The 25218-nt window shown below is 35.5% G+C and carries 24 protein-coding genes; 13 read left to right on the top strand and 11 right to left on the bottom strand.

Going from position 1 to position 25218, the window contains the following annotated elements; translation table 11 throughout:
• Window positions 1–10 precede the first annotated feature (10 nt).
• The 3 genes from lipA to PSU83_RS08570 are packed head-to-tail and all read left to right on the top strand — an operon-like array spanning window position 11 to window position 4123.
• Window positions 11–880 carry a lipoyl synthase gene (lipA, locus tag PSU83_RS08580; RefSeq protein WP_300588884.1) on the top strand — a complete coding sequence of 290 codons (870 nt, stop codon included), beginning with the start codon at window positions 11–13 and terminating at the stop codon, window positions 878–880.
• A gap of 30 nt (window positions 881–910) precedes the next feature.
• The gene (gene gap, locus PSU83_RS08575) at window positions 911–1909 is read left to right on the top strand and encodes a type I glyceraldehyde-3-phosphate dehydrogenase (RefSeq protein ID WP_300588882.1); all 999 of its coding nucleotides are present in this window, start codon (window positions 911–913) and stop codon (window positions 1907–1909) included.
• A gap of 45 nt (window positions 1910–1954) precedes the next feature.
• Window positions 1955–4123, top strand: a complete 2169-nt coding sequence (locus PSU83_RS08570) for an ATP-binding protein (protein ID WP_300588880.1) — start codon at window positions 1955–1957, stop codon at window positions 4121–4123.
• On the opposite strand, the gene PSU83_RS08565 is transcribed toward PSU83_RS08570, so the two are convergent.
• Together PSU83_RS08565 and lpxK are read right to left on the bottom strand one after the other, a co-directional pair.
• Window positions 4120–4935 carry a purine-nucleoside phosphorylase gene (locus PSU83_RS08565; RefSeq protein ID WP_300588878.1) on the bottom strand — a complete coding sequence of 272 codons (816 nt, stop codon included), beginning with the start codon at window positions 4933–4935 and terminating at the stop codon, window positions 4120–4122. The genes PSU83_RS08570 and PSU83_RS08565 overlap by 4 nt on opposite strands.
• The gene (gene lpxK, locus PSU83_RS08560; RefSeq protein ID WP_300589138.1) at window positions 4907–5926 is read right to left on the bottom strand and encodes a tetraacyldisaccharide 4'-kinase; all 1020 of its coding nucleotides are present in this window, start codon (window positions 5924–5926) and stop codon (window positions 4907–4909) included. The genes PSU83_RS08565 and lpxK overlap by 29 nt, the downstream gene beginning before the upstream one ends.
• Window positions 5927–5983: 57 nt before the next feature.
• Between lpxK and PSU83_RS08555 the strand changes: the two genes are divergently transcribed.
• From PSU83_RS08555 to PSU83_RS08530, 6 genes are all read left to right on the top strand, one after another.
• The gene (locus PSU83_RS08555) at window positions 5984–6553 is read left to right on the top strand and encodes a hypothetical protein (RefSeq protein WP_300588876.1); all 570 of its coding nucleotides are present in this window, start codon (window positions 5984–5986) and stop codon (window positions 6551–6553) included.
• An 80-nt stretch (window positions 6554–6633) separates the two neighbouring features.
• Window positions 6634–7728, top strand: coding sequence for a Nif3-like dinuclear metal center hexameric protein (locus PSU83_RS08550; protein WP_300588874.1), 1095 nt, complete (start codon window positions 6634–6636; stop codon window positions 7726–7728).
• Between the two features lie 3 nt (window positions 7729–7731).
• Window positions 7732–8511: a C4-type zinc ribbon domain-containing protein gene (locus PSU83_RS08545; RefSeq protein ID WP_300588872.1), complete on the top strand. Its 780-nt coding sequence runs from the start codon at window positions 7732–7734 to the stop codon at window positions 8509–8511.
• 33 nt (window positions 8512–8544) lie between these two features.
• Complete coding sequence (locus PSU83_RS08540) at window positions 8545–9390, top strand: alpha/beta hydrolase (RefSeq protein WP_300588870.1); 846 nt, start codon at window positions 8545–8547, stop codon at window positions 9388–9390.
• 290 nt (window positions 9391–9680) lie between these two features.
• Window positions 9681–12299 carry a cyanophycin synthetase gene (cphA, locus tag PSU83_RS08535; RefSeq protein ID WP_300588868.1) on the top strand — a complete coding sequence of 873 codons (2619 nt, stop codon included), beginning with the start codon at window positions 9681–9683 and terminating at the stop codon, window positions 12297–12299.
• Between the two features lie 63 nt (window positions 12300–12362).
• Complete coding sequence (locus tag PSU83_RS08530) at window positions 12363–12830, top strand: DinB family protein (RefSeq protein ID WP_300588865.1); 468 nt, start codon at window positions 12363–12365, stop codon at window positions 12828–12830.
• Here PSU83_RS08530 and PSU83_RS08525 read toward each other — a convergent pair whose 3' ends face one another.
• From PSU83_RS08525 to PSU83_RS08495, 7 genes are all read right to left on the bottom strand, one after another.
• Entirely contained in the window at window positions 12831–14093 is a 1263-nt protein-coding gene (locus tag PSU83_RS08525) for an asparagine synthetase B (RefSeq protein ID WP_300588863.1), read from the bottom strand.
• Window positions 14094–14176: 83 nt separating this feature from the next.
• Window positions 14177–15724: a replicative DNA helicase gene (gene dnaB / locus PSU83_RS08520; protein ID WP_300588860.1), complete on the bottom strand. Its 1548-nt coding sequence runs from the start codon at window positions 15722–15724 to the stop codon at window positions 14177–14179.
• Between the two features lie 140 nt (window positions 15725–15864).
• Window positions 15865–16818: an acetyl-CoA carboxylase carboxyltransferase subunit alpha gene (locus PSU83_RS08515; protein ID WP_300588858.1), complete on the bottom strand. Its 954-nt coding sequence runs from the start codon at window positions 16816–16818 to the stop codon at window positions 15865–15867.
• 87 nt (window positions 16819–16905) lie between these two features.
• Window positions 16906–17787: a DMT family transporter gene (locus PSU83_RS08510; protein WP_300588856.1), complete on the bottom strand. Its 882-nt coding sequence runs from the start codon at window positions 17785–17787 to the stop codon at window positions 16906–16908.
• Complete coding sequence (locus tag PSU83_RS08505) at window positions 17774–18859, bottom strand: LptF/LptG family permease (protein ID WP_300588854.1); 1086 nt, start codon at window positions 18857–18859, stop codon at window positions 17774–17776. Before PSU83_RS08505 ends, PSU83_RS08510 begins: the two co-directional genes overlap by 14 nt.
• 54 nt (window positions 18860–18913) lie before the next feature.
• Window positions 18914–20044: a tRNA guanosine(34) transglycosylase Tgt gene (gene tgt, locus PSU83_RS08500; protein ID WP_300588852.1), complete on the bottom strand. Its 1131-nt coding sequence runs from the start codon at window positions 20042–20044 to the stop codon at window positions 18914–18916.
• Window positions 20045–20177: 133 nt separating this feature from the next.
• Window positions 20178–20582, bottom strand: coding sequence for a response regulator (locus tag PSU83_RS08495; RefSeq protein WP_300588851.1), 405 nt, complete (start codon window positions 20580–20582; stop codon window positions 20178–20180).
• Window positions 20583–20814: 232 nt separating this feature from the next.
• Between PSU83_RS08495 and PSU83_RS08490 the strand changes: the two genes are divergently transcribed.
• From PSU83_RS08490 to PSU83_RS08480, 3 genes are read left to right on the top strand one after another with little or no spacing between them, the layout of a single operon-like run.
• Window positions 20815–21660 carry a transketolase gene (locus PSU83_RS08490; protein ID WP_300588849.1) on the top strand — a complete coding sequence of 282 codons (846 nt, stop codon included), beginning with the start codon at window positions 20815–20817 and terminating at the stop codon, window positions 21658–21660.
• Window positions 21661–21663: 3 nt separating this feature from the next.
• Window positions 21664–22305 carry a hypothetical protein gene (locus PSU83_RS08485; RefSeq protein WP_300588847.1) on the top strand — a complete coding sequence of 214 codons (642 nt, stop codon included), beginning with the start codon at window positions 21664–21666 and terminating at the stop codon, window positions 22303–22305.
• A complete protein-coding gene (locus PSU83_RS08480; RefSeq protein ID WP_300588845.1) occupies window positions 22302–23255 on the top strand; it encodes a transketolase C-terminal domain-containing protein in 954 nt (317 codons plus the stop codon). Before PSU83_RS08485 ends, PSU83_RS08480 begins: the two co-directional genes overlap by 4 nt.
• 75 nt (window positions 23256–23330) lie before the next feature.
• Here PSU83_RS08480 and PSU83_RS08475 read toward each other — a convergent pair whose 3' ends face one another.
• The gene (locus PSU83_RS08475; protein WP_300588843.1) at window positions 23331–24347 is read right to left on the bottom strand and encodes an FKBP-type peptidylprolyl isomerase; all 1017 of its coding nucleotides are present in this window, start codon (window positions 24345–24347) and stop codon (window positions 23331–23333) included.
• 79 nt (window positions 24348–24426) lie between these two features.
• Between PSU83_RS08475 and PSU83_RS08470 the strand changes: the two genes are divergently transcribed.
• Window positions 24427–24804, top strand: a complete 378-nt coding sequence (locus PSU83_RS08470) for a S4 domain-containing protein (protein WP_300588841.1) — start codon at window positions 24427–24429, stop codon at window positions 24802–24804.
• Window positions 24805–24859: 55 nt separating this feature from the next.
• On the opposite strand, the gene PSU83_RS08465 is transcribed toward PSU83_RS08470, so the two are convergent.
• Window positions 24860–25218, bottom strand: a 359-nt coding sequence (locus tag PSU83_RS08465) for a T9SS type A sorting domain-containing protein (RefSeq protein WP_300588839.1), incomplete at its 5' end; no start/stop codon positions are given.

Raw genomic sequence — 25218 nt, 5'->3', positions numbered from 1 at the left:
AATTGCAATTATGGAAACCCTATTAGATACTAATTTACCTGTTGGAAAACCAAAATGGTTGAAAGTAAAATTACCCATTGGTCAAAAATACACTGAACTTCGTAGCCTTGTTGACAAATATAAGCTTAATACGATTTGTACCTCAGGGAGTTGTCCGAATATGGGCGAATGCTGGGGCGAAGGAACTGCAACCTTTATGATTCTAGGTAATATTTGTACCCGTTCGTGCGGCTTTTGTGGTGTAAAAACGGGTCGTCCAGAAACGGTAGATTGGGACGAACCTGAAAAAGTGGCGCGTTCAATCAAATTAATGAAAATCAAGCACGCCGTTGTAACCAGCGTGGATCGTGACGATTTAAAAGATATGGGTTCTATCATTTGGTTAGAAACCGTTCAAGCCATCCGTCGTATGAATCCAACAACGACTTTAGAAACGCTTATTCCAGACTTTCAAGGTGTAGAAAAAATCATAGATAGAATTGTTGAAGCGAATCCAGAAGTAGTGTCACACAATGTGGAAACCGTTCGTCGTTTGACACGTGAAGTTCGTATTCAAGCAAAATACGATCGAAGTTTAGCCGTTTTGAAATACCTAAAAGATCAAGGAATCCGCAGAACGAAATCGGGCATTATGCTAGGTCTTGGCGAAACCGAAGAAGAAGTTATTCAGACGATGAAAGACTTGCGCGATCAAAACGTAGATATTGTAACTATTGGACAATACCTTCAACCCAGCAAAAAACACTTACCCGTTAAAGAATACATCACGCCTGAGCAGTTTGAGAAATACGGAAAGTTAGGTAAAGAAATGGGCTTTCGCCATGTAGAAAGCGGCGCATTGGTTCGTTCTTCTTATCATGCTGAAAAGCATATTCTTTAATTATTTTAAATTATGAATTTTAAATTTTAAATGAAAAAAACACGTGTTGCTATAAATGGTTTTGGACGCATAGGAAGAAATCTTTTCCGGTTGCTGCTCAGTCATCCGTCCATTGAAGTCGTTGCTATCAACGATATTGCTGATACCAAAACGATGGCACATTTGACAAAATATGATAGCATACACGGAATTTTGCCTTACGATGTCTCCTTTAATGATACATCACTAATCGTTGACGGAAAATCCTATTTATTTTTTCACGAAAAAGAAATTTTAAATCTTAAATGGGATGCTTCATCTATTGATTTTGTAGTGGAAAGCACGGGCAAATACAAAACCTTTGAAGAAATCAACCAACACATTTTGGCTGGAGCTAAAAAAGTAATTCTTTCTGCTCCTTCTGAAGTTGCCGAAATTAAAACGGTGGTTCTTGGTGTAAATGAAGGTATTTTAGACGGAACAGAAACCATAGTTTCTAACGCAAGTTGCACCACAAATAATGCCGCGCCAATGATTAAAGTCATCAACGAGCTTTGCGGTATTGAACAAGCTTACATTACCACCGTTCACTCTTATACAACAGACCAAAGCCTACACGATCAACCTCACAAAGACTTACGCAGAGCTCGTGGTGCTAGCCAATCGATCGTTCCAACAACAACTGGAGCCGCAAAAGCATTGACTAAAATCTTTCCTGAAATGGAAGGTAAAATTGGTGGAAGCGGTATCCGAGTTCCTGTTCCAGATGGTTCTTTGACTGATATTACCTGCTACGTAAAAAAAGAAGTTACGATTGAAGAAATCAATACGGCTTTCAAAAAAGCTTCTCAAACCAATTTGAAAGGAATTTTGGATTATACGGAAGATCCAATCGTTTCTGTTGATATTCTGGGAAATAGAAATTCGTGCCTTTTTGATGCGCAACTGACTTCTGTCATTGGGAAAATGGTAAAAGTTGTTGGCTGGTATGACAACGAAATTGGATATTCCTCCCGAATAATTGACCTAATTGTATTGCTTAAAAAATAATTTAACTACTTTTAGCATCCGTAATTTTTTATTTGATATGTTAAAATGAAATGGATTTGGATTTTCATCTTATTGCCATTTGTCTTATTCGGACAAAAAAAATCAGCGCAAAAAGTTGATAGCACTGCTTATTATATTCAACTGGCTGAATTCAATAAAAAAACAAACAACTACAAAGCATCATTAGCTAATTCTCAAAAAGCTTATAATTATGCTAAAACCAAAAATGACAATAACGGAAAAGGAAACGCACTATTTTCATTAGGTAAAATTTATTTTGATTTGAAAATGACGAATGATGCGCTAGAAAGTTTTTCTAAAAGTGCAGATTCTTACAGCTTACTTCCTCCTTCTACCGATTACGCTTTGTGTTATTATAATATGGGACTTTGTTATATGAATTTGGAAAATTTCGAAAAAGCAGAGGATAATTTTGATAAGGCGCAATCTATCTATGATTTACTAAAAATTGATAGTTCACAATTTTTGAATTTACAAAAAGGGATCTTATACAAGAATAAAGGTAAAACAGAATTAGCTTCTAAATTATTTAGTGAAATTATTTCAAAGGACAATTCGAACGATCTTTTTAAAACCAAAGCAGAAGCCTTGTATCAACTGGGGTCTATTGAAGAAGAATTAAAGCACCATAATTTAGCGGCAAATTATTTGACTAGAGCATTGAAATTAAGCGTGGATGATGAAAATTTAGACCAAAAAGCTAAAATTTTATTGGATTTAAGCAGAACCTACGAACATCTTCTTGATACCAAAAAATCATATAACTATCTCAAAGCACATCTAGATTTAAAAGACAGTATTCGGCATCTTAACAATAAAAAACTAGATGTGAACGACTATGTTAATTTTAAAGAAGGCGAGCGAATGAAAGCGATTGACCAAATGGCAAAAGAAAATATAGCACAACAAAAAACGAATAAATTTGCAAAGCTTATCAGTATTTTAGCAATTGCGTTGATTACGATTTTATCACTACTAAGTTTATCATTATACAAGAACAACATCATCAGAACGCAATCAAACAACACGTTAAAAGAGAAAAACTTTGAGCTACAAATTGCAAAAGATAATGCTGAAAAAGCTTCAAAAGCACGGGCTGAATTCTTGTCAACCGTTAGCCACGAACTCCGAACACCACTGAATGCTATCAATGGAATTACGCATTTATTAATTGAAGACAATCCAAAAGAGAATCAAATAAATTATCTAAACTCCTTAAAGTTTTCAGGAAACTACTTACTGACTTTCATCAATGAAATACTTGAGATAAACCGTATTGACTCTAACACCATCGAAATTGAATACATCAATTTTAACATCAAACAGTTATTACTAGACATCAAGAATTCGATGGCCGAGATTGCATCCAATAACAAAAATAAATTTGAATTAGAGATTGATGATACGATCCCTGATATACTGCTTGGTGATCCAACCAAATTATCGCAGATATTTATTAATCTTATTAATAATGCCTTGAAGTTTACAAAAAATGGTGAAGTAACCGTTGTTGCGCGATTAATCGAAAGTGGTGCTGATTATTCCAGAATTAATTTTGCCATCAAAGACAATGGAATCGGAATCCCCGAAAACAAGCAGGAAACCATCTTCGAAAGCTTTTCGCAAGGTTCTATCGAAATTAATCGTAAATATGGAGGAACCGGACTGGGCTTAACGATTGTTAAGAAAATTGTGGATTTACTCGGTGGCGAAATCAATTTAAAAAGTGAAGTTGGGGTTGGGACTACTTTTGATTTTGAACTAAATCTCTTCAATGGAACTCAAGAAATTATCGTCGAGAAACCAAAATTATATTCTGATGATGTCTTGAAAGGAAAAAACATTCTTGTGGTTGAAGATAACAAAATCAACCAAATGATCACCAAAAAAATGCTCGAGAAAAAAGAAATCCACTGTTTTATTATCGACAATGGTGAAGAAGCGGTTGAAATACTCAGCAAAGAAAATCACTATGATTTAGTATTAATGGATGTACATTTACCCGGAATAAACGGAACAATCGCTACCCAAAAAGTTCGTGAATTTGATACTAAAAAAGCAATTATAGCATTAACTGCCATATCATTAAACGAGAATCGAGATATGCTTTTGTCGTTTGGAATGACCGACGTAATTACCAAACCCTTTGAACCAGAAAACTTTTATAGAGTAATTGCTTCGAACTTAATTTAGAACTGGAGAATCAACTCCTTGATCAATTTTCTAACATGTGGTTCTGCTTTGGAAGCAGCTTTCAATACCTCTTCGTGACTTACATCTTCCATGCTCGATTCAAAATCGCCCATATCCGTAATTACAGATAATCCGAAGCATTCCATGCCCATGTGTCGCGCCACAATAACTTCTGGAACGGTTGACATTCCAACGCAGTCGGCACCTAATATTTTTACCATCTTGTATTCAGCAAACGTTTCGAACGTTGGGCCTTGCAAACCAAGGTAAACGCCGTCGTGAACAACTATATCATTTTCAGTCGCGATTGTTTTAGCTTTTGCAATCATAGCTTTATTATATGCTTCATTCATATTCAAAAATCGGGGGCCAAAACGCTCGTCATTTTTTCCATGCAATGGATGTTCAGGAAACATGTTGACATGATCTTTGATAATTACGACTGATCCTACTTGATAATTTGAATTTACACCACCAGATGCATTAGAAACTACTAATTTATTTATACCAAGGTATTTCATCACGCGAACCGGAAAAGTAACTTGTTTCATGTCATAGCCTTCATAAAAATGAAAGCGTCCTTGCATCGCCATCACTTTTTTATCGCCAATAGTTCCGAAAACCAAAGCGCCTTTATGCCCTTGAACCGTTGAGACTGGGAAATTCGGAATCTCAGTGTAAGGCAAAGTGAATTCGATGTTAATATCATCCGTAAAACTTCCTAATCCTGAACCTAAAATAATTCCGTATTCCGGAGTGAAATTGGTTTTATTCTTTATATAATTAACGGTTTCTTGTACAAGTTCCCACATAGTTTATAATTGTTTGGTCAAAAGCTTCTTTATTGTCAACAAATTCGCTTTTTATTGGTAAATAGAATAATTGCTCTGTCAAAATTTTGGCATTCAAACGTACAAAATCTTTTTCAGTTGTAACAATGATTTTATCGTTTGCTTTATTTTTAATGCTACTGATTTCACTTTCGCTGAAATGATGATGATCTGGAAAGCTTAGAATTTCATCGGAATCCGATTGTAAATAATCAAAAAACGGTTTTGGTTTTGCAATTCCAGCCAACAGGAGTTTTGGAGTCGATTTCACTTCGATTACACTCAGATTTTCCGAATCGTTGTACACTTTATCATCGTAAGCAACGGTGCTAAAAAAGAGGGGTAAATCAAGTCCGATTTTCTTCTTAATATAATCTTGTTCCTCTTTACTGATATCAGAATGACATTTTGTAACTATAATAACATTCGCTCTTTTGGCGCCATTGCTGCTTTCACGAAGATTTCCGGTTGGAAGCATAAAATCATCTGAAAACAAATCGCCATACGATGTCAACAAAATATAAAATCCGGCTTTTACTTTTCGGTGTTGGTAAGCATCATCCAACAATATAATTTCAGGCTGAACGTTCTGATTCAATAAGTGTTCAATTCCGTTTTTTCGATCGGCGTCAACGGAAACTTGAACATTCGGAAACTTTTTATAATACTGAAAAGGTTCATCGCCAAGAATTTCCGCAGTAGCATCGGCAGTAGCCAAAACAAAACCTTCCGACTTTCTTTTATAACCGCGACTTAATGTAGCAACCTTATATTTAGGCGAAAGCAATCGGATTAAATATTCAATTTGGGGTGTTTTTCCCGTTCCGCCAACAGTCAAATTACCGACAGCAATAACGGGAATATCGAACGAATAGGATTTTAGTATACCTTTATCATAAAGATAATTTCTTAACGAAGTGATAAAACCATACAATATGGCAAAAGGAAAGAGTAATTTTCGCAACAAAATCATAGCACGAAAGTAACGATTTTTTATCTTTGAATGAAATAATCTAGTCATCGCAAGCAAATGAAACATTATTATTTAAAAATACTTATTGCGTTTCTACTGATTTCGCCAATAGCTTTCGCTCAAGAAGCGGATAATGCGGCTATTCTGAAAATAATTTTTAGCAAATATTATAAAAACGAAAAAGTGATCGCTAAAGGAAGATTGCAGTTATTAAGTTTTTATTGCCAAAAAGCCCCCAACAATGAAGAAGTGCTTGAAGTAATCTCAAAAAGTGAATTACTTAAGAAAAATGCAGCTGAAGTCAAAAAACAAATTGATATTACAGTCAACGAAAATTGGTCCGCTGCCTACGATATCTTATTCTACAATCAAAATCAGTATCTCAAAAGTAAAGTAAATGCCTGTATGTCGTTTGAAGACTATAAAGTGGCTTCCGACAGACTAAACCAAAACAACCAGCGTTTGATGATTGTAAGCAAACCGATTTATTTTGCAAAAAATAATTATGCTTTGGTTAAAGTCGCATTCTACAGAAACATCGAACACAATAGCGGCAGTTATTTACTTCTGCAAAAAGTAAACGATCAGTGGACCATTATTCAATACTTGAATGAATGGGCTACTTAATTTGTAAGCGATTTTCAGTATCAGTTGGCAAATGGCAGAATTAAGTAATCAGAAAAAAGTGGGCTGAAATTTAATAACATATGAAAATAAAAGATATACTCTCTATACTTGAAGAAATGGCGCCTTTGGCTTACGCTGAAGACTTTGATAATGTTGGACTTCTCGTCGGAAATCAGGAAGACGAAGCTACTGGAATTCTAGTATGCCACGATGCGTTAGAGCGTGTGATTGACGAAGCCATTACCAAAAAGTGTAATCTCGTGGTGTGCTTCCATCCCATTATCTTTTCGGGCTTGAAGAAACTCACCGGTAAAAATTATGTGGAGCGTTCGGTAATAAAAGCGATTAAAAATGACATTGCCATTTATGCCGTTCACACCGCTTTAGACAATCATAAAGACGGCGTGAACAAAATCTTCAGCGATGCTTTGGGCTTAATTAACACTAAAATTTTAGTTCCAAAACAAAATTTCATTCAGAAACTAGTAACCTATACTATTCCTGAAAATAGCGAACAGCTTCGCAATGCTCTGTTTGATGCTGGTGCTGGAAAAATAGGCAATTATGAGGATTGCAGTTTTAATTCTAAAGGAATTGGAACGTACATGGGAAATGAAAATAGTAATCCCGAAATTGGGAATCGTTTCGAATTTGTAGAAAACGAAGAAATTAAAATTGAAGTGACTTTTGAAAAACATTTACAATCCAAAATCCTAAAAGCGTTGTTTACCAATCATGTTTATGAAGAAGTAGCTTATGAAATTTACGATTTGCAGAATTCTCATCAGAATATTGGACTCGGAATGATTGGTGAACTCGAAAATCCAATGTCTGAAACCGAATTTTTAACTTTCGTGAAAGGCAAAATGCAATGCGGTGGCATTCGTCACAGTACTTTAACCGGAAAAACTGTTACTAAGGTTGCTGTTCTTGGCGGTTCAGGCAGCTTCGCAATTAGCAATGCCATTCGCGTAAAAGCCGATGTTTTTCTGACCGCAGATTTAAAGTACCACAACTTTTACGAAGCTGAAAATCAGGTTCTTTTAGCCGATATTGGTCACTTTGAAAGTGAAAGATTTACAAAAAATTATATTGTTGATTTTCTTAAGAAAAAAATGCCTAATTTTGCAGTCAATTTTTCGGAAGAAAATACAAATCCAGTTAAGTACTTATAAAATATGGCGACTACAAAAGAACTAAGTGTTGAGGACAAATTAAGAGCGATCTACGACCTACAAATCATAGATACACGAATTGATGAAATCAGAAATGTAAGAGGTGAATTGCCTTTGGAAGTAGAAGATTTAGAAGATGAAGTTACTGGTTTGAGCACTCGTTTAGATAAATTAAAAGCGGATTTAGTTTCTATTGAAGAGCAAATCAAGACCAAGAAAAACAATATTGATGAGCATCAAACAGCAATTAAAAAATATACTGTTCAACAAAAAGATGTTCGTAACAATAGAGAATTTAACTCTTTAACTAAAGAAGTAGAATTCCAAGAATTGGAAATCCAATTGGCTGAAAAACAAATCAAAGAACTTAAAGCTTCTATCGATCACAAAAAAGAAGTGATTTCTAACTCTAAAGAAAAGTTAGATCAGAAATCTACTCACTTAAAACATAAAAAAGCAGAACTAAGCGATATTATGTCTGAAACTCAAAAAGAAGAAAGCTTCTTAACGGAAAAATCAGCAGAATACGAAGCACAAATTGAAGAACGATTACTAGCCGCTTATAAAAGAATCCGTTCAAGCGTTCGTAATGGTTTAGCCGTTGTATCTATTGAGCGTGGCGCTTCTGCCGGTTCCTTCTTTACAATTCCACCACAAACACAAGTGGAAATCGCTGCCAGAAAAAAAATCATCACTGATGAACACTCAGGAAGAATCTTAGTCGATGCTTCTTTAGCAGAAGAAGAAAGAGAGAAAATGCAAAAATTATTTGCGCACCTATAACAGAACTAATCCCGACACGCTCGGGATTTTTTTATGAGAAAAATTCAATTCCTTATCATCACAAAATTACTTGGGCTTTATCTCAATGCATTGAGCTATGTCGATTTGGAAAAGGCAAAAAGCAAGGCTTACCAACTTTTCAGCCAACCCAGAAAAGGTAGAATCAAAAAAGAAGCATTGCCAAAAACATTGGAGAACCTAACCTATGAAACCTTTGAATACCAAACTGAAAAGTTCCAAACCTACATTTGGCCTGGTAATGACGATATAATCCTGTTAGTTCACGGCTGGGAAAGTAATGCTTCGCGATGGAAAAAATTATTGCAGTATATAAAACCTTTAGGTAAAACCATTATTGCAATCGATGGACCAGCGCACGGATTGAGCGACGGCAAAGAATTCAATGCCCCAAAATACGCCGAATACCTCAATGTATTAATTCAAAAATACCAACCCAAAACTGTCATTGGTCATTCTATAGGTGGCGCTGCTATTGCTTTTTATCTGAACAAATACAAAAATACTAGCATCGATAAAGTAATTCTACTTGGCGCACCTTCGGATTTTAAAATTTTGAGTGATAATTTTGTAACGCTTTTAAGTTTAAACAAAAAAATAAAAAGACAATTAGAGGATTATTATCTTCAAAAATTTAACATTCACATTGATGCCTTTTCGGGCCATAAATTTGCTGAAAACTTTACTCAAAAAGCTTTCATCGCTCATGATACTGAAGATAAAGTCGTGCTAATAGACGAAGGCAGAAAGTATTCCAAAACTTGGAAAAATGCCATTTATATCGAAACAATTGGCTTGGGACACAGCATGCACGACGCCAATTTATATCAAAAAATTGCAACTTTTATTCAATTGAAGTAGCGGAAATTCCCATTATTCAGTACCCATTTTCCCGCTGTCCGCGCTACACGGTAGCTTGCTCCCATCGGGGCTAGCGAGAACGTTTATAGTTATCAGGATGTTAGTGTTTTTTTAAAGACACATTTTTCATTCATAAAAGTTAAATTTCTGAAAATCAATAATCAGAATAAACCAATGTAGCGTTCCTTATATTTTTTTCCCATTTCTTCAAAAAAAATACATAGCAACAACAAAAATTTCCTATTTTTAACAAAATCATTACTAATTACTTTTACTAATTATTCCTAATCATGAAAATAGATAAGATTCAAGCACTTCGCGGTCCAAATATTTGGAGTGTTCAACGTAAGAAATTAATCCAAATGCGTTTGGATTTGGAAGAAATGGAACAATTTCCCACTAATAAAATTGATGGGTTTCGTGAAAGAATAGAAGCTATGTTTCCCACAATGATTGAACACCGTTGTTCTGAAGGTACTCGTGGTGGTTTCTTTCACCGCATTGAACGCGGAACTTGGATGGGACACGTAATTGAACACATCGCTTTAGAAATACAAACCTTGGCCGGAATGGAAACTGGTTTTGGTAGAACCCGCGAAACCAAAACTCCAGGTGTTTATAATGTAGTTTTTAGTTACACTGAAGAAAATGTAGGAATGTTTGCTGCCGAAAGTTCAGTTGCCATTGCCGAAGCATTGATTGCAGGAACAACTTATGATTTGGAAGCCGACATTCAAAAAATGCGTGAAATTAGAGAACGCGTTCGCCTTGGACCATCAACAGGAAGCATTGTGGAAGAAGCTGTAGCGAGAGATATTCCCTGGATTCGTTTGGGAACAAATTCATTAGTACAATTAGGTTACGGTATTAATCAAATGCGCTTTCAGGCTACAATTACTTGTAAAACGAGTAGCATTGCTGTTGATATCGCCTGCAACAAAGAGCAAACAAAGAAAATGCTCGATGCCGCTTCCATTCCAGTTGCGAATGGTGGAATATGCGTTAATGAAGAAGATTTGGACGAAGTAATCCAGAAAATTGGGTATCCAATTGTACTAAAACCATTAGACGGAAATCATGGAAAAGGCGCGTCAATTAATGTAAAAACAAGAGAAGAAGCCGTTCAAGGCTTAGCGTATGCGAAACAATACAGCCATAGAATTATAGTTGAAAAATTCATTACAGGATATGATTTCAGAGTTCTAATAATCGACAACAAATTGGTTGCTGCTGCGAAACGCGAACCGGCACACGTAAAAGGGGACGGAATCCAAACAATACAACAGTTAATTGAAGAAACCAACAGAGATCCGCTTCGTGGTTACGGGCACGAAAATGTGTTAACTCAAATTGATGTAGACAGAGACACGACCGATTTATTAGAAAAATTAAATTACACTTTAGAAACCGTACCAAACAAAGGCGAAGTGGTGTATTTAAAATCAACAGCGAACCTTAGCACTGGAGGAACTTCTATTGATGTAACGGATATGATGCACCCTGAAAATATTTTTCTTTGCGAAAGAATTTCTCGCGTAATAGGACTTGATATTTGTGGTGTTGATATTATGGCAGAAAATCTAACACAACCTCTAAAAGAAAATGGCGGTTGTATTTTGGAAGTGAATGCTGCACCAGGTTTCCGTATGCACTTAGCACCTTCTGAAGGATTGCCTAGAAACGTTGCTGCTCCCGTTATTGATATGCTTTATCCTCCGGGAAAACCAAGTCGTATTCCGATTATTGCAATTACTGGAACCAATGGAAAAACAACTACTACCCGATTAATGGCTCACATTGTAAAAAACAACGGCTATAAAGTAGGTTTCACCACATCAGACGGAATTTATGTTCAAAACCACATGATGGAAAAAGGCGATACTACTGGACCTATTTCTGCCGAATATATTTTAAAAGATCCAACAGTGGAATTCGCAGTATTAGAAACCGCTCGTGGCGGAATTCTTCGTTCTGGTTTAGGTTTCAGTCGTTGTGATATCGGAATAATTACGAATATTCAGGAAGACCATTTAGGATTGAGTGACATTCATACCTTAGATGATTTGGCTCGAGTAAAAAGTACGGTTGTTAAAAGTATCAAAAAAGATGGCTGGGCAATTTTGAATGCTGAAGATGAACAATGTCTGAAAATAGGAAAAGATTTAAGTTGTAATGTAGCCTACTTTTCATTAGACGAAAATAATCCAACGGTAAAACAATTTTCTAAAGAAGGAAAAATTGTGGCGGTTTATGAAAATGGATTCATTACCATTAAAAAAGGAGAATGGAAAATGAGAGTGGAACGTGCTACTCATGTTCCGTTAACAATGGGTGGAAAAGCACGATTCATGATTTCCAATGTACTTGCGGCAACTTTGGCTGCATATTTACAAGGTTTCAAAACCGACGACATCAGTTTATCATTGCAAACTTTTATTCCTAGTGCAGCTCAAACTCCTGGGCGTATGAATATTTTTGAGTTTAAAAAATTCAAAGTGCTTATAGATTTTGCACATAATGCCTCAGGATATCGCGGTGTTGAAGAATATTTAAGTTCCGTAGATGCCACGAAAAAAATCGGAATCATTGCCGGTGTTGGAGATCGACGTGATGAAGATATTAAAGAATGTGCAACAATTGCCGCCCGAATGTTCGATCATATTATAATCCGCCAGGAGAAATACTTACGTGGAAGAACAGAAGAAGAAATCATCGGCTTGATTATGGAAGGTATTGCGGACAGTGGCAGAGATGTTACTCACGAAATTATACCTAAGGAAGTGGAAGCCATTAAACACGCGATAAACAATGCGCAAGAAGGAAGTTTTATCACAGCTTTAAGCGATGTAGTCACCAATGCCATCAATATTGTTCAGGAGTATTTGGACAAAGAAAGTGAAGAATCTTAATAAATTATAAATACTAAAAAGTCCCAATACTACTAAGTTTTGGGACTTTTAATTTCAAAATAAATGATCCAAAAACTCAACTTACTCTTAGACCAATTAGAATCTCACTTAGAAGATTTTGAGGAAACAAATCCAATAGTTTCTACTGCTACAATTGGTTGGCAAATTGATCATTCGTTTTTGGTTATCAATGAAGTGGTAATTCATATTAAAAAATCCAATCCAAAAGAATACAAATGGAAGTTTAATAAAAATCGTTTTCTGGTACAAACACTTCTTAGAAAAATTCCGAGAGGAAAAGTCAGAGCGCCTAAAGGTGTTCAATCTTTCGAAGAAATCACATTGGAATATTTAAGAAGACAATTGGAAATTACACGAAATAATATAGCAGAGCTAGAAACCCTTGAAGCAAAAAACTACTTTGTACATCCGTTTATGGGCTATTTAAATCTAAAAACTACCGTTGATTTTTTAGAATTACACACCAAACACCATCTCAAGATTATCGAAGATATTTTAAGAATTTCTTGATTACGTTTTCTGAGGTTTCTTTCTCGCAGCCGGAAACAATACATTATTCAAAATCAATCGGAATCCTGGAGAGTTTGGATGCAAATCTAAAACCGTTGGCTCATCACCTACTCTATGTTGATAATCTTCTGGATCGTGTCCGCCATAAAAAGTAAAGAAGCCTTTTCCTTTTTGACCATGAATGTACCGCGCTTCGTCGTTGAGTTCATTTTTTCCTAAAATCAACACATTGGATTTTATAAGTTCACTATCAAAAGCGGTGGTTTGTCCCATAAACCCTTTTACTAATTGCGTATGATTTTGACACAACATCGTTGGAATCACATCCCATTTTGCTGAGAATTCCATTAAAGTGAAGTAATCTTTTTCAAACGGAATACGTCGTTTTTCAGTCATATCAATATCTGAAAATTCATAATGTTCAGGCTTTCTATCCAAAATAAAATTTTTGAAAGCAAAAGTTCTGGTGTAATCAACTTTGGATTGATAATTTGCTTCGCTATCATCGCCATCAAACATGGGTTCGCAAATATCAATGCCTTCCGCAGACAATGCTATATCAAAACTATCCGTCGCTGAGCACATGGCAAACATAAATCCACCGCCAATTACGAAATCTTTTATCTTTTTGGCTACAGCCAATTTATCCTGTGAAACTTTAGCATATCCTAATTTGGCCGCCAAAGCTTCCGCATCTTTCTTCTGATCGATATACCAAGGCGCATTTCTATAAGCTCCGTAAAACTTTCCGTATTGGCCTGTAAAATCTTCATGATGCAAATGCAACCAATCGTATAAAAGCAATTGATCGCTCAAAACTTCTTCATCATACACAACCTTAAACGGAATTTCAGCATAAGTCAAAACCATAGTTACGGCATCATCCCAAGGTTGTTTTCCTGGTGGCGAATAGACGGCAATTTTTGGAGCTTTTTCTAAAACTACGGTTTCCATATTTTGGGACGGACTCGAAATGTCATTCAAAATAGATTGCGTTTCAGCATCCGACAGAACTTCAAAACTTACGCCTCTAATTTGGCATTCTTTTCGAATTTCAGGAATATCAGGAAGCAGGAAAGAACCACCGCGATAATTTAACAACCAACTCGCTTTGTATTGTTTGTCTAATGCCCAATAGGTAATTCCGTAAGCTTTAAGATGATTTTTTTGCGTAGTTTCATCCATCGGCAGCAATATAAAATTTGCCTTAACCGAGAAGGAAATCAATAAAATAAAAATATAGAGAGACTTTTTGAAAAGCATTTTTGAAAATTATTTATCCCAAAGATACTAGATTTACTGTGAAGATAATCATAAAAAAATCCCGAATGCTCGGGATTGTGTTTTTAGAAAGGAACGTCGCTATCATCGTCATTGGAATTGATATTGCTTCCAAAAGCATCATTAGCAGATGGTAGATTTTTAGTCATAAACGGATTGTCATCGTGATTCATTTTGGAAGGCAAATCGTCGAAACTACTCCCGTATTCTTCGAGATTATCAAACTTACCCAGATTTCCGATAAATTTCAAACGCACACTTTCAAGAGAACCATTTCTGTGTTTTGCAATGATAAATTCGGCTTGACCGGCTGTGGGCGATTGCTCTTCATCATCCCATTCATCAATTTTATAATATTCCGGACGGTAAATAAACGACACAATATCGGCATCTTGCTCAATCGCTCCCGATTCACGAAGGTCAGAAAGCAAAGGTCTTTTGCTGGAGCCTCGCGTTTCAACAGCACGTGATAATTGAGAAAGTGCTATTACTGGTACTTCCAATTCTTTGGCTAATGCCTTTAGATTTCGTGAAATTGTTGAGATTTCTTGTTCACGATTTCCCACACCTTTTCCATTGCTTCCACCAGCCGTCATTAATTGAAGGTAATCTACAATAATCATTTTGATGCCGTGTTGTGAAGACAATCGGCGGGCTTTGGCTCTTAAGTCAAAAATCGAAAGTGATGGCGTATCGTCAATATATAAAGGTGCTTTTTCCAAATCTTTAACTTTGGTAGAAAGCTGTTCCCATTCGTGTTTTTCTAATTTTCCTGTTCGAAGTTTTTCAGAAGAAAGACCAGTTTCCGAAGAGATCAAACGTGTAATCAACTGAACTGATGACATCTCAAGAGAGAAAAGAGCCACTGGATGTCCAAAATCAATAGCAATATTTCGTGCCATCGAAAGAACAAAGGCCGTTTTTCCCATACCTGGACGAGCCGCAATAATAATCAAATCAGAAGGTTGCCATCCTGAAGTTACTTTGTCTAGTTTTGCAAATCCAGTAGCGATTCCGCTCAAACCTTCTTTGTTCGCAATTTCCTCAATTCGTTTTTTAGCTTGGATCACTAAACTTTGAGCTGTTTCAGAGCTACGTTTGATATTTCCCTGAGTTACTTCATATAATTTTGATTCGGCTTTGTCCAATAAATCAAATACATCGGTACTTTCATCGTAAGATTCTTCAATGATTTCGGAAGAGATTTTAATTAAACTTCTCTGAATGTATTTCTGAAGTATAATTCTAGAATGAAACTCGATGTGAGCCGAGGAAGAAATCTTTTGTGTGAGCTGAATAAGGTAAAAATCACCTCCAGCTAATTCCAATTTTCCGCTCTTTTTTAACTGGGCTGAAACTGTTAATAAGTCAATAGGTTGAGAATCGGTGAATAACTGAAAAATAGCTTCAAAAATATGCTTGTGTCCTTCTTTATAAAAAGCATCGGGCTGTAAAATATCGATTACCTCGTCAACTCCTTTTTTATCAATCATCATGGCACCAAGCACTGCTTCCTCAAGCTCGAGTACTTGCGGCGGTAGCTTGCCCTTTTCTAGATTTATGATCGTAGTTTTATCAACTCGTATAGGGTTAATATTTTTGAGATTTTCCATGAAGCGAAAGTAACTATTTTGATATGAATATTAGCGCTGAGTTATGCAAAACTATTGTTTATAAGTTTCTTTTTTTTGTTAATAACCAAAAAAAAATCCGAAACCATAGGGCTTCGGATTTAAAGTGTTTTTATACGAAATTACTCTTTATATTCGCCCATTTTACTGTATTTGTCCATCCTTTGAGCGATAAGTTTCTCTGTTGATAAATCTTTTAGTTCTTTATAAGCTTTCAAAATATATTGTTCAACCGTTTTGAATGCAGTTTCTTTGTCGTAATGTGCTCCACCAAGAGGTTCTGGGATAATTTCATCAACCAATTTCATTTTTTTCATGTCGGTTGAAGTCAGTTTTAGAGCTTCAGCCGCTTGTTCCTTGTACTCCCAACTTTTCCATAAAATTGACGAACACGATTCTGGTGAAATTACCGAATACCACGTGTTTTCCATCATTAAAACTCGGTCACCCACTCCAATTCCTAAAGCGCCACCAGATGCACCTTCACCAATGATAACAGTGATGATTGGCACTTTTAGGCGAACCATTTCGATAATATTTCTTGCTATTGCTTCGCCTTGTCCGCGCTCTTCAGCTTCTAATCCTGGAAAAGCTCCTGGAGTGTCAATTAAAGTGATTACGGGAATGTTGAATTTCTCCGCCATTTTCATCAAACGTAAAGCTTTGCGGTAGCCTTCTGGACTTGCCATACCAAAATTTCGCAACTGTCGCATTTTGGTATTAATTCCTTTTTGCTGTCCAATCAGCATGAACGACTGACCATTTATTTGACCCAAACCACCGACCATCGCTTTGTCATCTTTGAAATTTCTGTCTCCAAAAAGCTCTAAAAAAGTTCCTTTAGTTAAGTTGGCAATATGTTCTAAAGTATAAGGTCTGTTTGGATGTCTTGACAATTGCACACGCTGCCATGCTGTAAGATTCTTATAGATTTGTTTTTTAGTTTCTTCTAATTTCTTTTCGATTTGTTTGCAGGTATCCGTAACATCTACATTAGATTCGGTACCAATTATTTGGCATTTATCGAGTTGATCTTCTAATTCTTTAATGGGAAGTTCAAAATCTAAATATTCCATAAGGTAGTTTTTTTAATAAACGAATAGCAAAGATAAAATTTTAAATGGTGAAAAAAAGCACTTTTTACGGATTAGTTGTAAACATCTTTAGCTCAATTTTTTACGAGATTTTATTATGGCATTTAGCAAAACAGTCATTAAAATAATCAAGGCTCCAACATAAAACTCAAAGCTCATTTTTTCTTTTTCTTCAAAAATTAAAACGGCTAAAATAATCCCATAAATAGGTTCGAGGTTGATCGTAAGCATCACAGTATAAGGACTCAAGAATTTCATAACGGCTGTTGAAGCAATAAAGGCGTACGCGGTACAAAATGAACTTAAAATCATTAGATACATAAAATCTTTTGAAGAAAGCATGAAAAACTCTGCAGAAAAACTATGAGTAGCTAACAAAAAAATAGTAAAGAATACTACTCCACCACTTAGTTCGTAAAATGAAATCACGGTTGCATCATGGGTTTGAACATATTTACTATTGATAACCGCAAACAATGCTGAAAGAAAGGCAGAGGTGAGCGCCGTCACCATTCCCCAAAAATAATTAACTTCCACATTAAAAATAATATAAAGTCCCGCGACAACAATCAATCCGAAGAAAACTTCATAATAGACTATCTTTTTTCCATACAGAATGGGTTCTAGTACCGAAGCAAAAAATGCACCTGTAGAGAGACAGGCCAGCGTTATAGAAACATTAGATATTTTTATAGCTCTGAAGAAAGTAAACCAATGCAAAGCGATTATAAGTCCGGCAAAAGTAAATTGTAATAGCGCTTTTTTACTGATTCTTATCGGAATTTTTTTGAAATAAATATAAATTCCAATAAAACCTACTGCGAAAAGCATTCGGAACCAAACTAATGGCAAGGCATCAAGTGAAATCAGCGCTCCTAAAATGGCTGTAAATCCCCAAATAAATACAATAAAATGGAGATGCAAATAACTTTTGATTCTATCGTTTGGCATTTCGAAGGAGATAAACCGCTAAAATTCCGAAGACAATATTTGGAGTCCATACTGCTAATAAAGGTGGAGCTGAGGACTTTTCGGCCATAACTCCAAAAACCTTATCGAGAAAAACAAAGGCAAACGCGAGTATAATTCCGATAGCGAGATTGCTTCCCATTCCGCCACGTCGTTTCATTGACGAGACCGCTACTGCAATAATAGTGAGAATAAAGGCCGAAGCTGGAATACTGTATTTTTTATAAAGAACTACCAAGTACACATTTATATTGGAAGATCCTCGGGCCTTTTCTTTTTCAATAAACTTCGTCAATTCATTTAATGGCAAAGTTTCGGCAATGTAAACTACCGGCGTTAAATCTTCTATATCAAATTTGAAAATGGTATCTTTTTTTTCACCCGTTTCGATGATATCGCTAAAAGCACCAACTTTTCTTTTAGTATAATTGAATAACGTATAATTCTTTTCTTTTGGATTCCATTTAATTCTGCTTGCAATCAACTTATATTTCAGTTTATCGCCTTCGAATTTCTCCATCGAAAAATGGAATGCCATTTTGGAAACTTCCTGATAGTTACTTACAAAAATATATTCGTCATTGCTCACTTGTCTAAAAACATTGGAATCATCGCGCAAGCCTTGAAGACCATCAGTTGTTAAATAAGTATATCTAAAACTTTTAAATCCTGCACTAGCATTTGGGACTAAAAAAACAGTCATTATCAAAGCAAAAAGGGATACAATTGAAGCTCCAATAATATAAGGTCGTAAAAATCTTGAGAAGGAAATCCCTGAACTTAGTAAAGCAATAATTTCGGTATTGTTAGCCAACTTAGAAGTAAACCAGATTACAGAAAGGAATAAAAATATAGGAAACAATAAATTGGCAAAATAGATGGTGAAATCAAGATAGTACCTAGCAATAGCGAGAAAAGGCACTTGATTTTCAATCATTTTATTGACTTTCTCCGATACGTCAATCACTATTCCTATGGGAATAAACATTAGTAACATTACCGAAAATGTTCCTAAATAGCGTTTGAGTATGTATTTGTCAATTATTTTTAGCATCTTGTAGTGTTTGGTTGTTACTGCGGCCATTTGATTAGAAAATCCGCGAATAACCTATAATCGTTGGCTCATATTCTTCACCATCATGTCTTTCCATGTTCTGAAATCTCCGGCTAAGATATGTTTTCTTGCCTCACGAACCAACCACATATAGAAACCTAAATTGTGAATTGTGGCAATTTGTTTTCCCAAATATTCATTAGCTGCAAACAAGTGACGTAAATAAGCTTTCGTATATTCGGTATCGACAAAAGTGTAGCCCATTTCATCAACAGGAGAAAAATCGTCTTCCCATTTTTTGTTTTTGATGTTTATGGTTCCGTTTGCAGTAAATAGCATTCCGTTACGAGCGTTTCGGGTTGGCATTACACAATCGAACATATCAATTCCTAATGCAATATTTTCTAAAATGTTAATTGGAGTTCCAACACCCATCAAATAACGGGGTTTGTCTTCTGGAAGAATTTCGCAGACAATTTCTGTCATAGCATACATTTCCTCGGCTGGTTCACCTACGGAAAGTCCACCTATGGCATTTCCTTGTTGTCCTGAATTTGCAATATATTCGGCAGATTGCTGACGTAAATCTTTATAAGTACTTCCTTGAACTATCGGAAAAAATGTTTGTTCGTAACCGTATTTAAAAGGCAAGGTTTCTAAATGATTGATGCATCGGTCTAACCAACGGTGTGTCATTTTCATAGAGCGTTGTGCATAACGGTAATCGCAAGGATATGGCGTGCATTCGTCAAACGCCATGATGATATCGGCACCAATAGTACGCTGGATTTCCATCACATTTTCGGGTGTAAAAAAATGCATTGAACCGTCGATGTGTGATTTAAATTTTACACCTTCTTCCTTAATTTTTCTATTTGCCGAAAGTGAATACACTTGATACCCTCCAGAATCGGTCAATATATTTCTGTCCCAATTCATAAATTTATGTAAACCACCCGCTTTTTCAAGGATTTCAGTTTGTGGTCTGAGGTATAGGTGATAGGTATTCCCAAGTATAATATCGGGATTAATCTCTTCTTTCAATTCGCGTTGGTGCACCCCTTTAACCGATGCAACAGTACCAACAGGCATAAATATGGGAGTTTCAATCACGCCATGGTCGGTTGTGATACTTCCGGCACGCGCTTTTGAATTTGGATCTTTTTGTATTAATTCAAATTTCATTTTCTTCTTTTAGTTCCCAATACTTTGGGATGGCAAAGATAAAAGAATTGTCAAATGTGAATTGGTAAATATGAATTTATTTAACATAAAGAATTATCGTAAATAAGATGAATTTATAAGCCTTCAAATTGTATTACCCAGTGGCTTTTTGCTTAGGATGGATTGCGCTCATCACTTTGTCAATATTCTGCTTAAATTCTTGAAAATTATGTCTTTTTACTAAGCAGGATACTCCCATAGCTGCACAATACTGAAGTAATTTTTTGGGATACGCGCCAGATACCATTACAACAGGAATATCTTTCATATCATCTGACTTTTTAATTATTTCCAAAATTTCTTCACCGTTTAGCACAGGCATGTGAATATCTAAAAAGATAACATCAGGCTTTTCCGGTTGAATATCCAGAACCAATAACATTTTTCTTCCATCAGTAAACACTTTTACGAAATGTCCTAACTCTTCAGCTATTTCTTTAAAAAAATCTAAGTCGTCATGGTCATCGTCCAAATAATAAATTGTTTTAGCCTTTTTCATAGTAGTAGATTTAGATCTGCAATTTAACTAATGTAGAAGCTGAATGAATTACAAGATTTCCTACCTTAATTATATAATTTCAATTCATTTACCAAACAAACCTTCAATTTTATAAACTAAAATTAACTTGGAATTTTATATTACTAATACCTTTATAACTAATTTATAAAAACTTTTGCGGCGTGCAAAAAATAGAATTACTTTTGAACACATTTAATTTTAACTACAAAAAATGTCTAACACACAACAATTACAAGATTTTTCTACACAAGTTCGAAGAGATATTCTTCGAATGGTGCATGCTGTGAACTCAGGGCATCCTGGCGGTTCATTGGGTTGTACCGAATTTTTAACCGTGCTTTACCAACAGCTGATGGACAGAAAGCCTGGATTTGACATGGATGGAATTGGCGAAGATCTTTTCTTCCTTTCTAACGGTCACATTTCACCTGTTTTCTACAGCGTTTTGGCTAGAAGTGGTTATTTTCCGGTAGCAGAATTAGCTACATTTAGAAAATTAAACACGCGTTTGCAAGGACATCCAACAACGCATGAAGGTTTGCCAGGAGTACGAATTGCTTCGGGTTCATTAGGGCAAGGAATGTCAGTTGCCATTGGAGCTGCTCAGGCTAAAAAGCTGAATGGTGACACCCATTTAATTTACTCGTTGCATGGTGATGGCGAATTACAAGAAGGTCAAAATTGGGAAGCGATAATGTACGCGTCTGCCAAAAAAGTGGACAATTTAATTTCGACCATCGACCTGAACGGAAAACAGATTGATGGTTCTACTGATGAAGTTTTACCAATGGGAAGCATTCGCGCCAAATTTGAAGCTTTCGATTGGGATGTTTTAGAAATCCAAAAAGGAAATGATGTTGAGGCCATAATTGCTGGAATGAACGAGGCTAAATCCAGAACGGGAAAAGGAAAACCCGTTTGTGTTTTACTACATACCGAAATGGGGAACGGTGTTGATTTTATGATGCACACTCATGCGTGGCATGGCAAAGCTCCAAATGATGAACAATTGACCAATGCATTGGAGCAGAATCCTGCAACTTTGGGAGATTATTAATCATTGAAAAAGATTTTATCAATAGTAGTTCTTTTTATTTGTCAAAATCTATTCTGTCAAGAATATACTTTTGATTACTATTATGAATTTGACAACAATAATACTGTTGCCGTTATGATAAATTCAAATGATGATAATTATTATTTTACATGCAGAAGAGATAACGAAGCTATTTGGGGTTATTTGTATGACAATAAAAGAATGGTAAGACATAATTTTGAAGTGCTAAATTTTGAAAACTCATTACAGTTTAACTATTTATCTTCAAACAAAATTAAGCTTTCTGATTATTCCTACTTTGAAAAAAACATGCAATATGATGCTATTACAGAAGATATTGATTCAATTAAAACCAAAGCTATTGTAACAAAAAATCAAGTAAATAAGAAAGGAAAAAAGAAGTTTAGAGGAAAAATTGAATTAGAGTATGATAATGATGGAGGTTTATTTCCCGCAAAATTATTAGTCTATTTTGGACACCATTTCTTGGATCATAGAGAACTTTCATTTATTGAAAACAAATTACCGACAAAAGTTACTTTCGATTATAACAACGGAATTATTGATATAATTAAATTAAAGAAAAAATTAAAAATAAATACCTCACTTATAATTAGTGCGGAACAAATAGTATACAAAATATGAAAAAATATACAAATACAGGAAGTAAAGATACCCGTTCAGGTTTTGGTGGAGGAATGACCGAATTGGGACAAAAAAATGAAAATGTCGTGGCGCTTTGTGCTGATTTAATTGGTTCGTTAAAGTTTGATGATTTCAAGAAAAATCATCCAGAACGTTTTTTCCAGATTGGAATTGCCGAAGCAAATATGATCGGAATTGCTGCGGGATTAACTATTGGCGGTAAAATTCCGTTTACAGGAACATTTGCTAACTTTTCTACGGGAAGAGTTTATGATCAAATTCGTCAATCGGTGGCTTATTCAGATAAAAATGTGAAGATTTGTGCTTCTCATGCTGGATTAACTTTAGGTGAAGATGGAGCAACACACCAAATTCTGGAAGATATCGGTTTGATGAAAATGTTGCCTGGAATGACTGTGATCAACACTTGCGATTACAATCAAACTAAAGCGGCAACTTTGGCTTTAGCGGATCATCATGGTCCAGCTTACTTGCGTTTTGGGCGCCCGGTTGTACCAAATTTTACTCCAGCTGACGAGCCTTTCGTAATTGGAAAAGCAATTATGTTAAGCGAAGGAACTGATGTTACTATCATTGCTACCGGACATTTAGTTTGGGAAGCGCTGATTGCTGCAGAAGCATTAGAAGCAAAAGGAATTTCGGCAGAAGTTATCAATATTCACACGATTAAACCTTTGGATGACGAAGCTATTTTGAAATCGGTTGCAAAAACAGGTTGCGTAGTTACGGCAGAAGAGCATAATTTCCTTGGCGGATTAGGAGAAAGCGTCTCACGAGTATTGGCATTAAACAATCCGAAACCACAAGAATTTGTTGCTGTCAACGATAGTTTTGGCGAAAGTGGCACTCCAGAACAATTGATGGAAAAATACAAATTAAATAACCAAGCGATTGTTGAAGCTGTAGAAAGAGTAATTAAGAGAAAATAATACTCAATTTAGTATCAAAAAAAAATCCCGTTCAGTCTAGATTGAACGGGATTTTATTATTTTGTTGCTTACAGCTTAATGGCATGATGGATCTAAATGCTTCTTCTTTCCATTTCCTGTTCCTCCACAAGTTGGAATGGTAGCAAAAGGATAAGCAATGCCAGTTATAGGATCCTTAATTTCACTTGCTGTTGTAAAGAAATCGTTATCGTCATCTACATCAAGAAAATTTGGAATACCATCACCATCTGTATCATCAGGGTTTAAAACTCCTGTAGGCAACGTTACTACATATCCATCAGGAGTACTAGGATTATCAATGCTTCCAATATCTTCCAAATAAGAATCAATACCATCTCCATCATTATCTACTCTTTGGATTTCATATAATTTGAAGTTAAATATAAGTGGCGAATAAGCTGGAATACCGCTTCTTGCAAGTCCAAAATAGGCTAAACCAGAAGGAATAAACATTACTCCTGCTCCAAAATTATCATAAGAAACTGTTCCATCAAGATTTCCTGTGTAAGTTCCTGTTTTAAATTGCGGGAATATCTCACTCCAACCTCTAATTACTGAAGTCAAAGTGAAAAAAGTTTCCGGATTAATGGATTCTTCAAATTCAAATCCTTTTATTGTAGTAACATCTGCGCTTGCAACCGTTTCTACACTAGGGAAAATATATTCTCCTCTATATGAAGTTAACACACGATCAACATTACACGGCGATTTACTTGTAGTACCTGAACCTTCTCTTAGTTTCAAATAGTATAATTTATAAGTAATATCAGCATTATCTTGTTTAACTGTAACTAATCGTGTTTGAATAGGATATGTTGTTTGATTCCAAATTGAAGTTTGTGTTCCTGGATCGGTAATTAAAGTGTAGGTAACATCCATATCTTCAGTATTCCCCGGGCTATTGGCAACAGTCATATAATGTGTTTGCATAAAAGTTTCAATATTCGCTAAATCTGTGGCATATTGTGCAGCATATTCGCGTAAGGGTTCTACGGTGCTTTTGTCTTTTGTGCAAGAAGTGATTGAAATTCCTAAAATAAAAAGTAGTACAATTTTCAAAAAGTTATTCATTTTTGTTTGAATTTTAAGCGCGCAAGATACAATATTGATTTATTTTTGTAAACAATTTAACGTTGATTTTGGAAAAAAAATGAGAGTAGATAAATTTTTATGGTGTGTTCGATATTACAAAACTAGAAACATGGTAACTGAAGCTTGCAAAAAAAATCATATTACCGTTAACGGTCAGGTTGCGAAGCCATCCAAAGAGGTTTTTGCAACGGATAAAGTTACTTTTAGAAAAGATCAGATTATTTATCAAATTACCGTTTTAGATATTCCGCAAAATCGAGTAGGTGCTAAATTAGTTGACATCTATAGAAAAGATGATACGCCGCCAGAGACTTTTGCACATTTAGAATTACTCAAATTATCTAAAGAACATTACAGAAAGACAGGAACAGGTCGACCTACAAAAAAAGACAGAAGAGATTTGGACGATCTTGAATTAAATACAGATTCGGAATAAAAACAAAAAGCCCTCGATTTCTCGAGGGCTCTTTCTTTTATTAAAAATCAGTGTCTTATCTCTTAACCACTCGAACCGTCTCAACGCTATCTTCTTGTGATACAACTACGTTGTAAACACCACTCGGATAACGATCTCCAATGGTTGTTGTTTCTAAGTCTAATACACGAACCTCTCTTTGTTCAATCAATCTTCCAACCATATCGTAAACCTTCATTGTAACAACTGATTCGCTTGACGTTTTAACATCAACCATAAAGTTATTTGCAAATGGATTTGGATAAGCGGTAGCTTTGAACTCCGGTTTAATTGTTCTTGGCGCTGCAGCGGTGAACAAATCACAAGGTGTATCATAATCTCCAAACACACCGTTCAATTTAATAGCTACAGAAACATTATAGTTTTTCCCTGGAC

This window comes from Flavobacterium sp. (assembly GCF_029945805.1).
GTDB lineage: Bacteria > Bacteroidota > Bacteroidia > Flavobacteriales > Flavobacteriaceae > Flavobacterium.
Note: the sequence above shows the minus strand (reverse complement) of the source record. Positions and strands in the feature narration are given on the sequence as shown.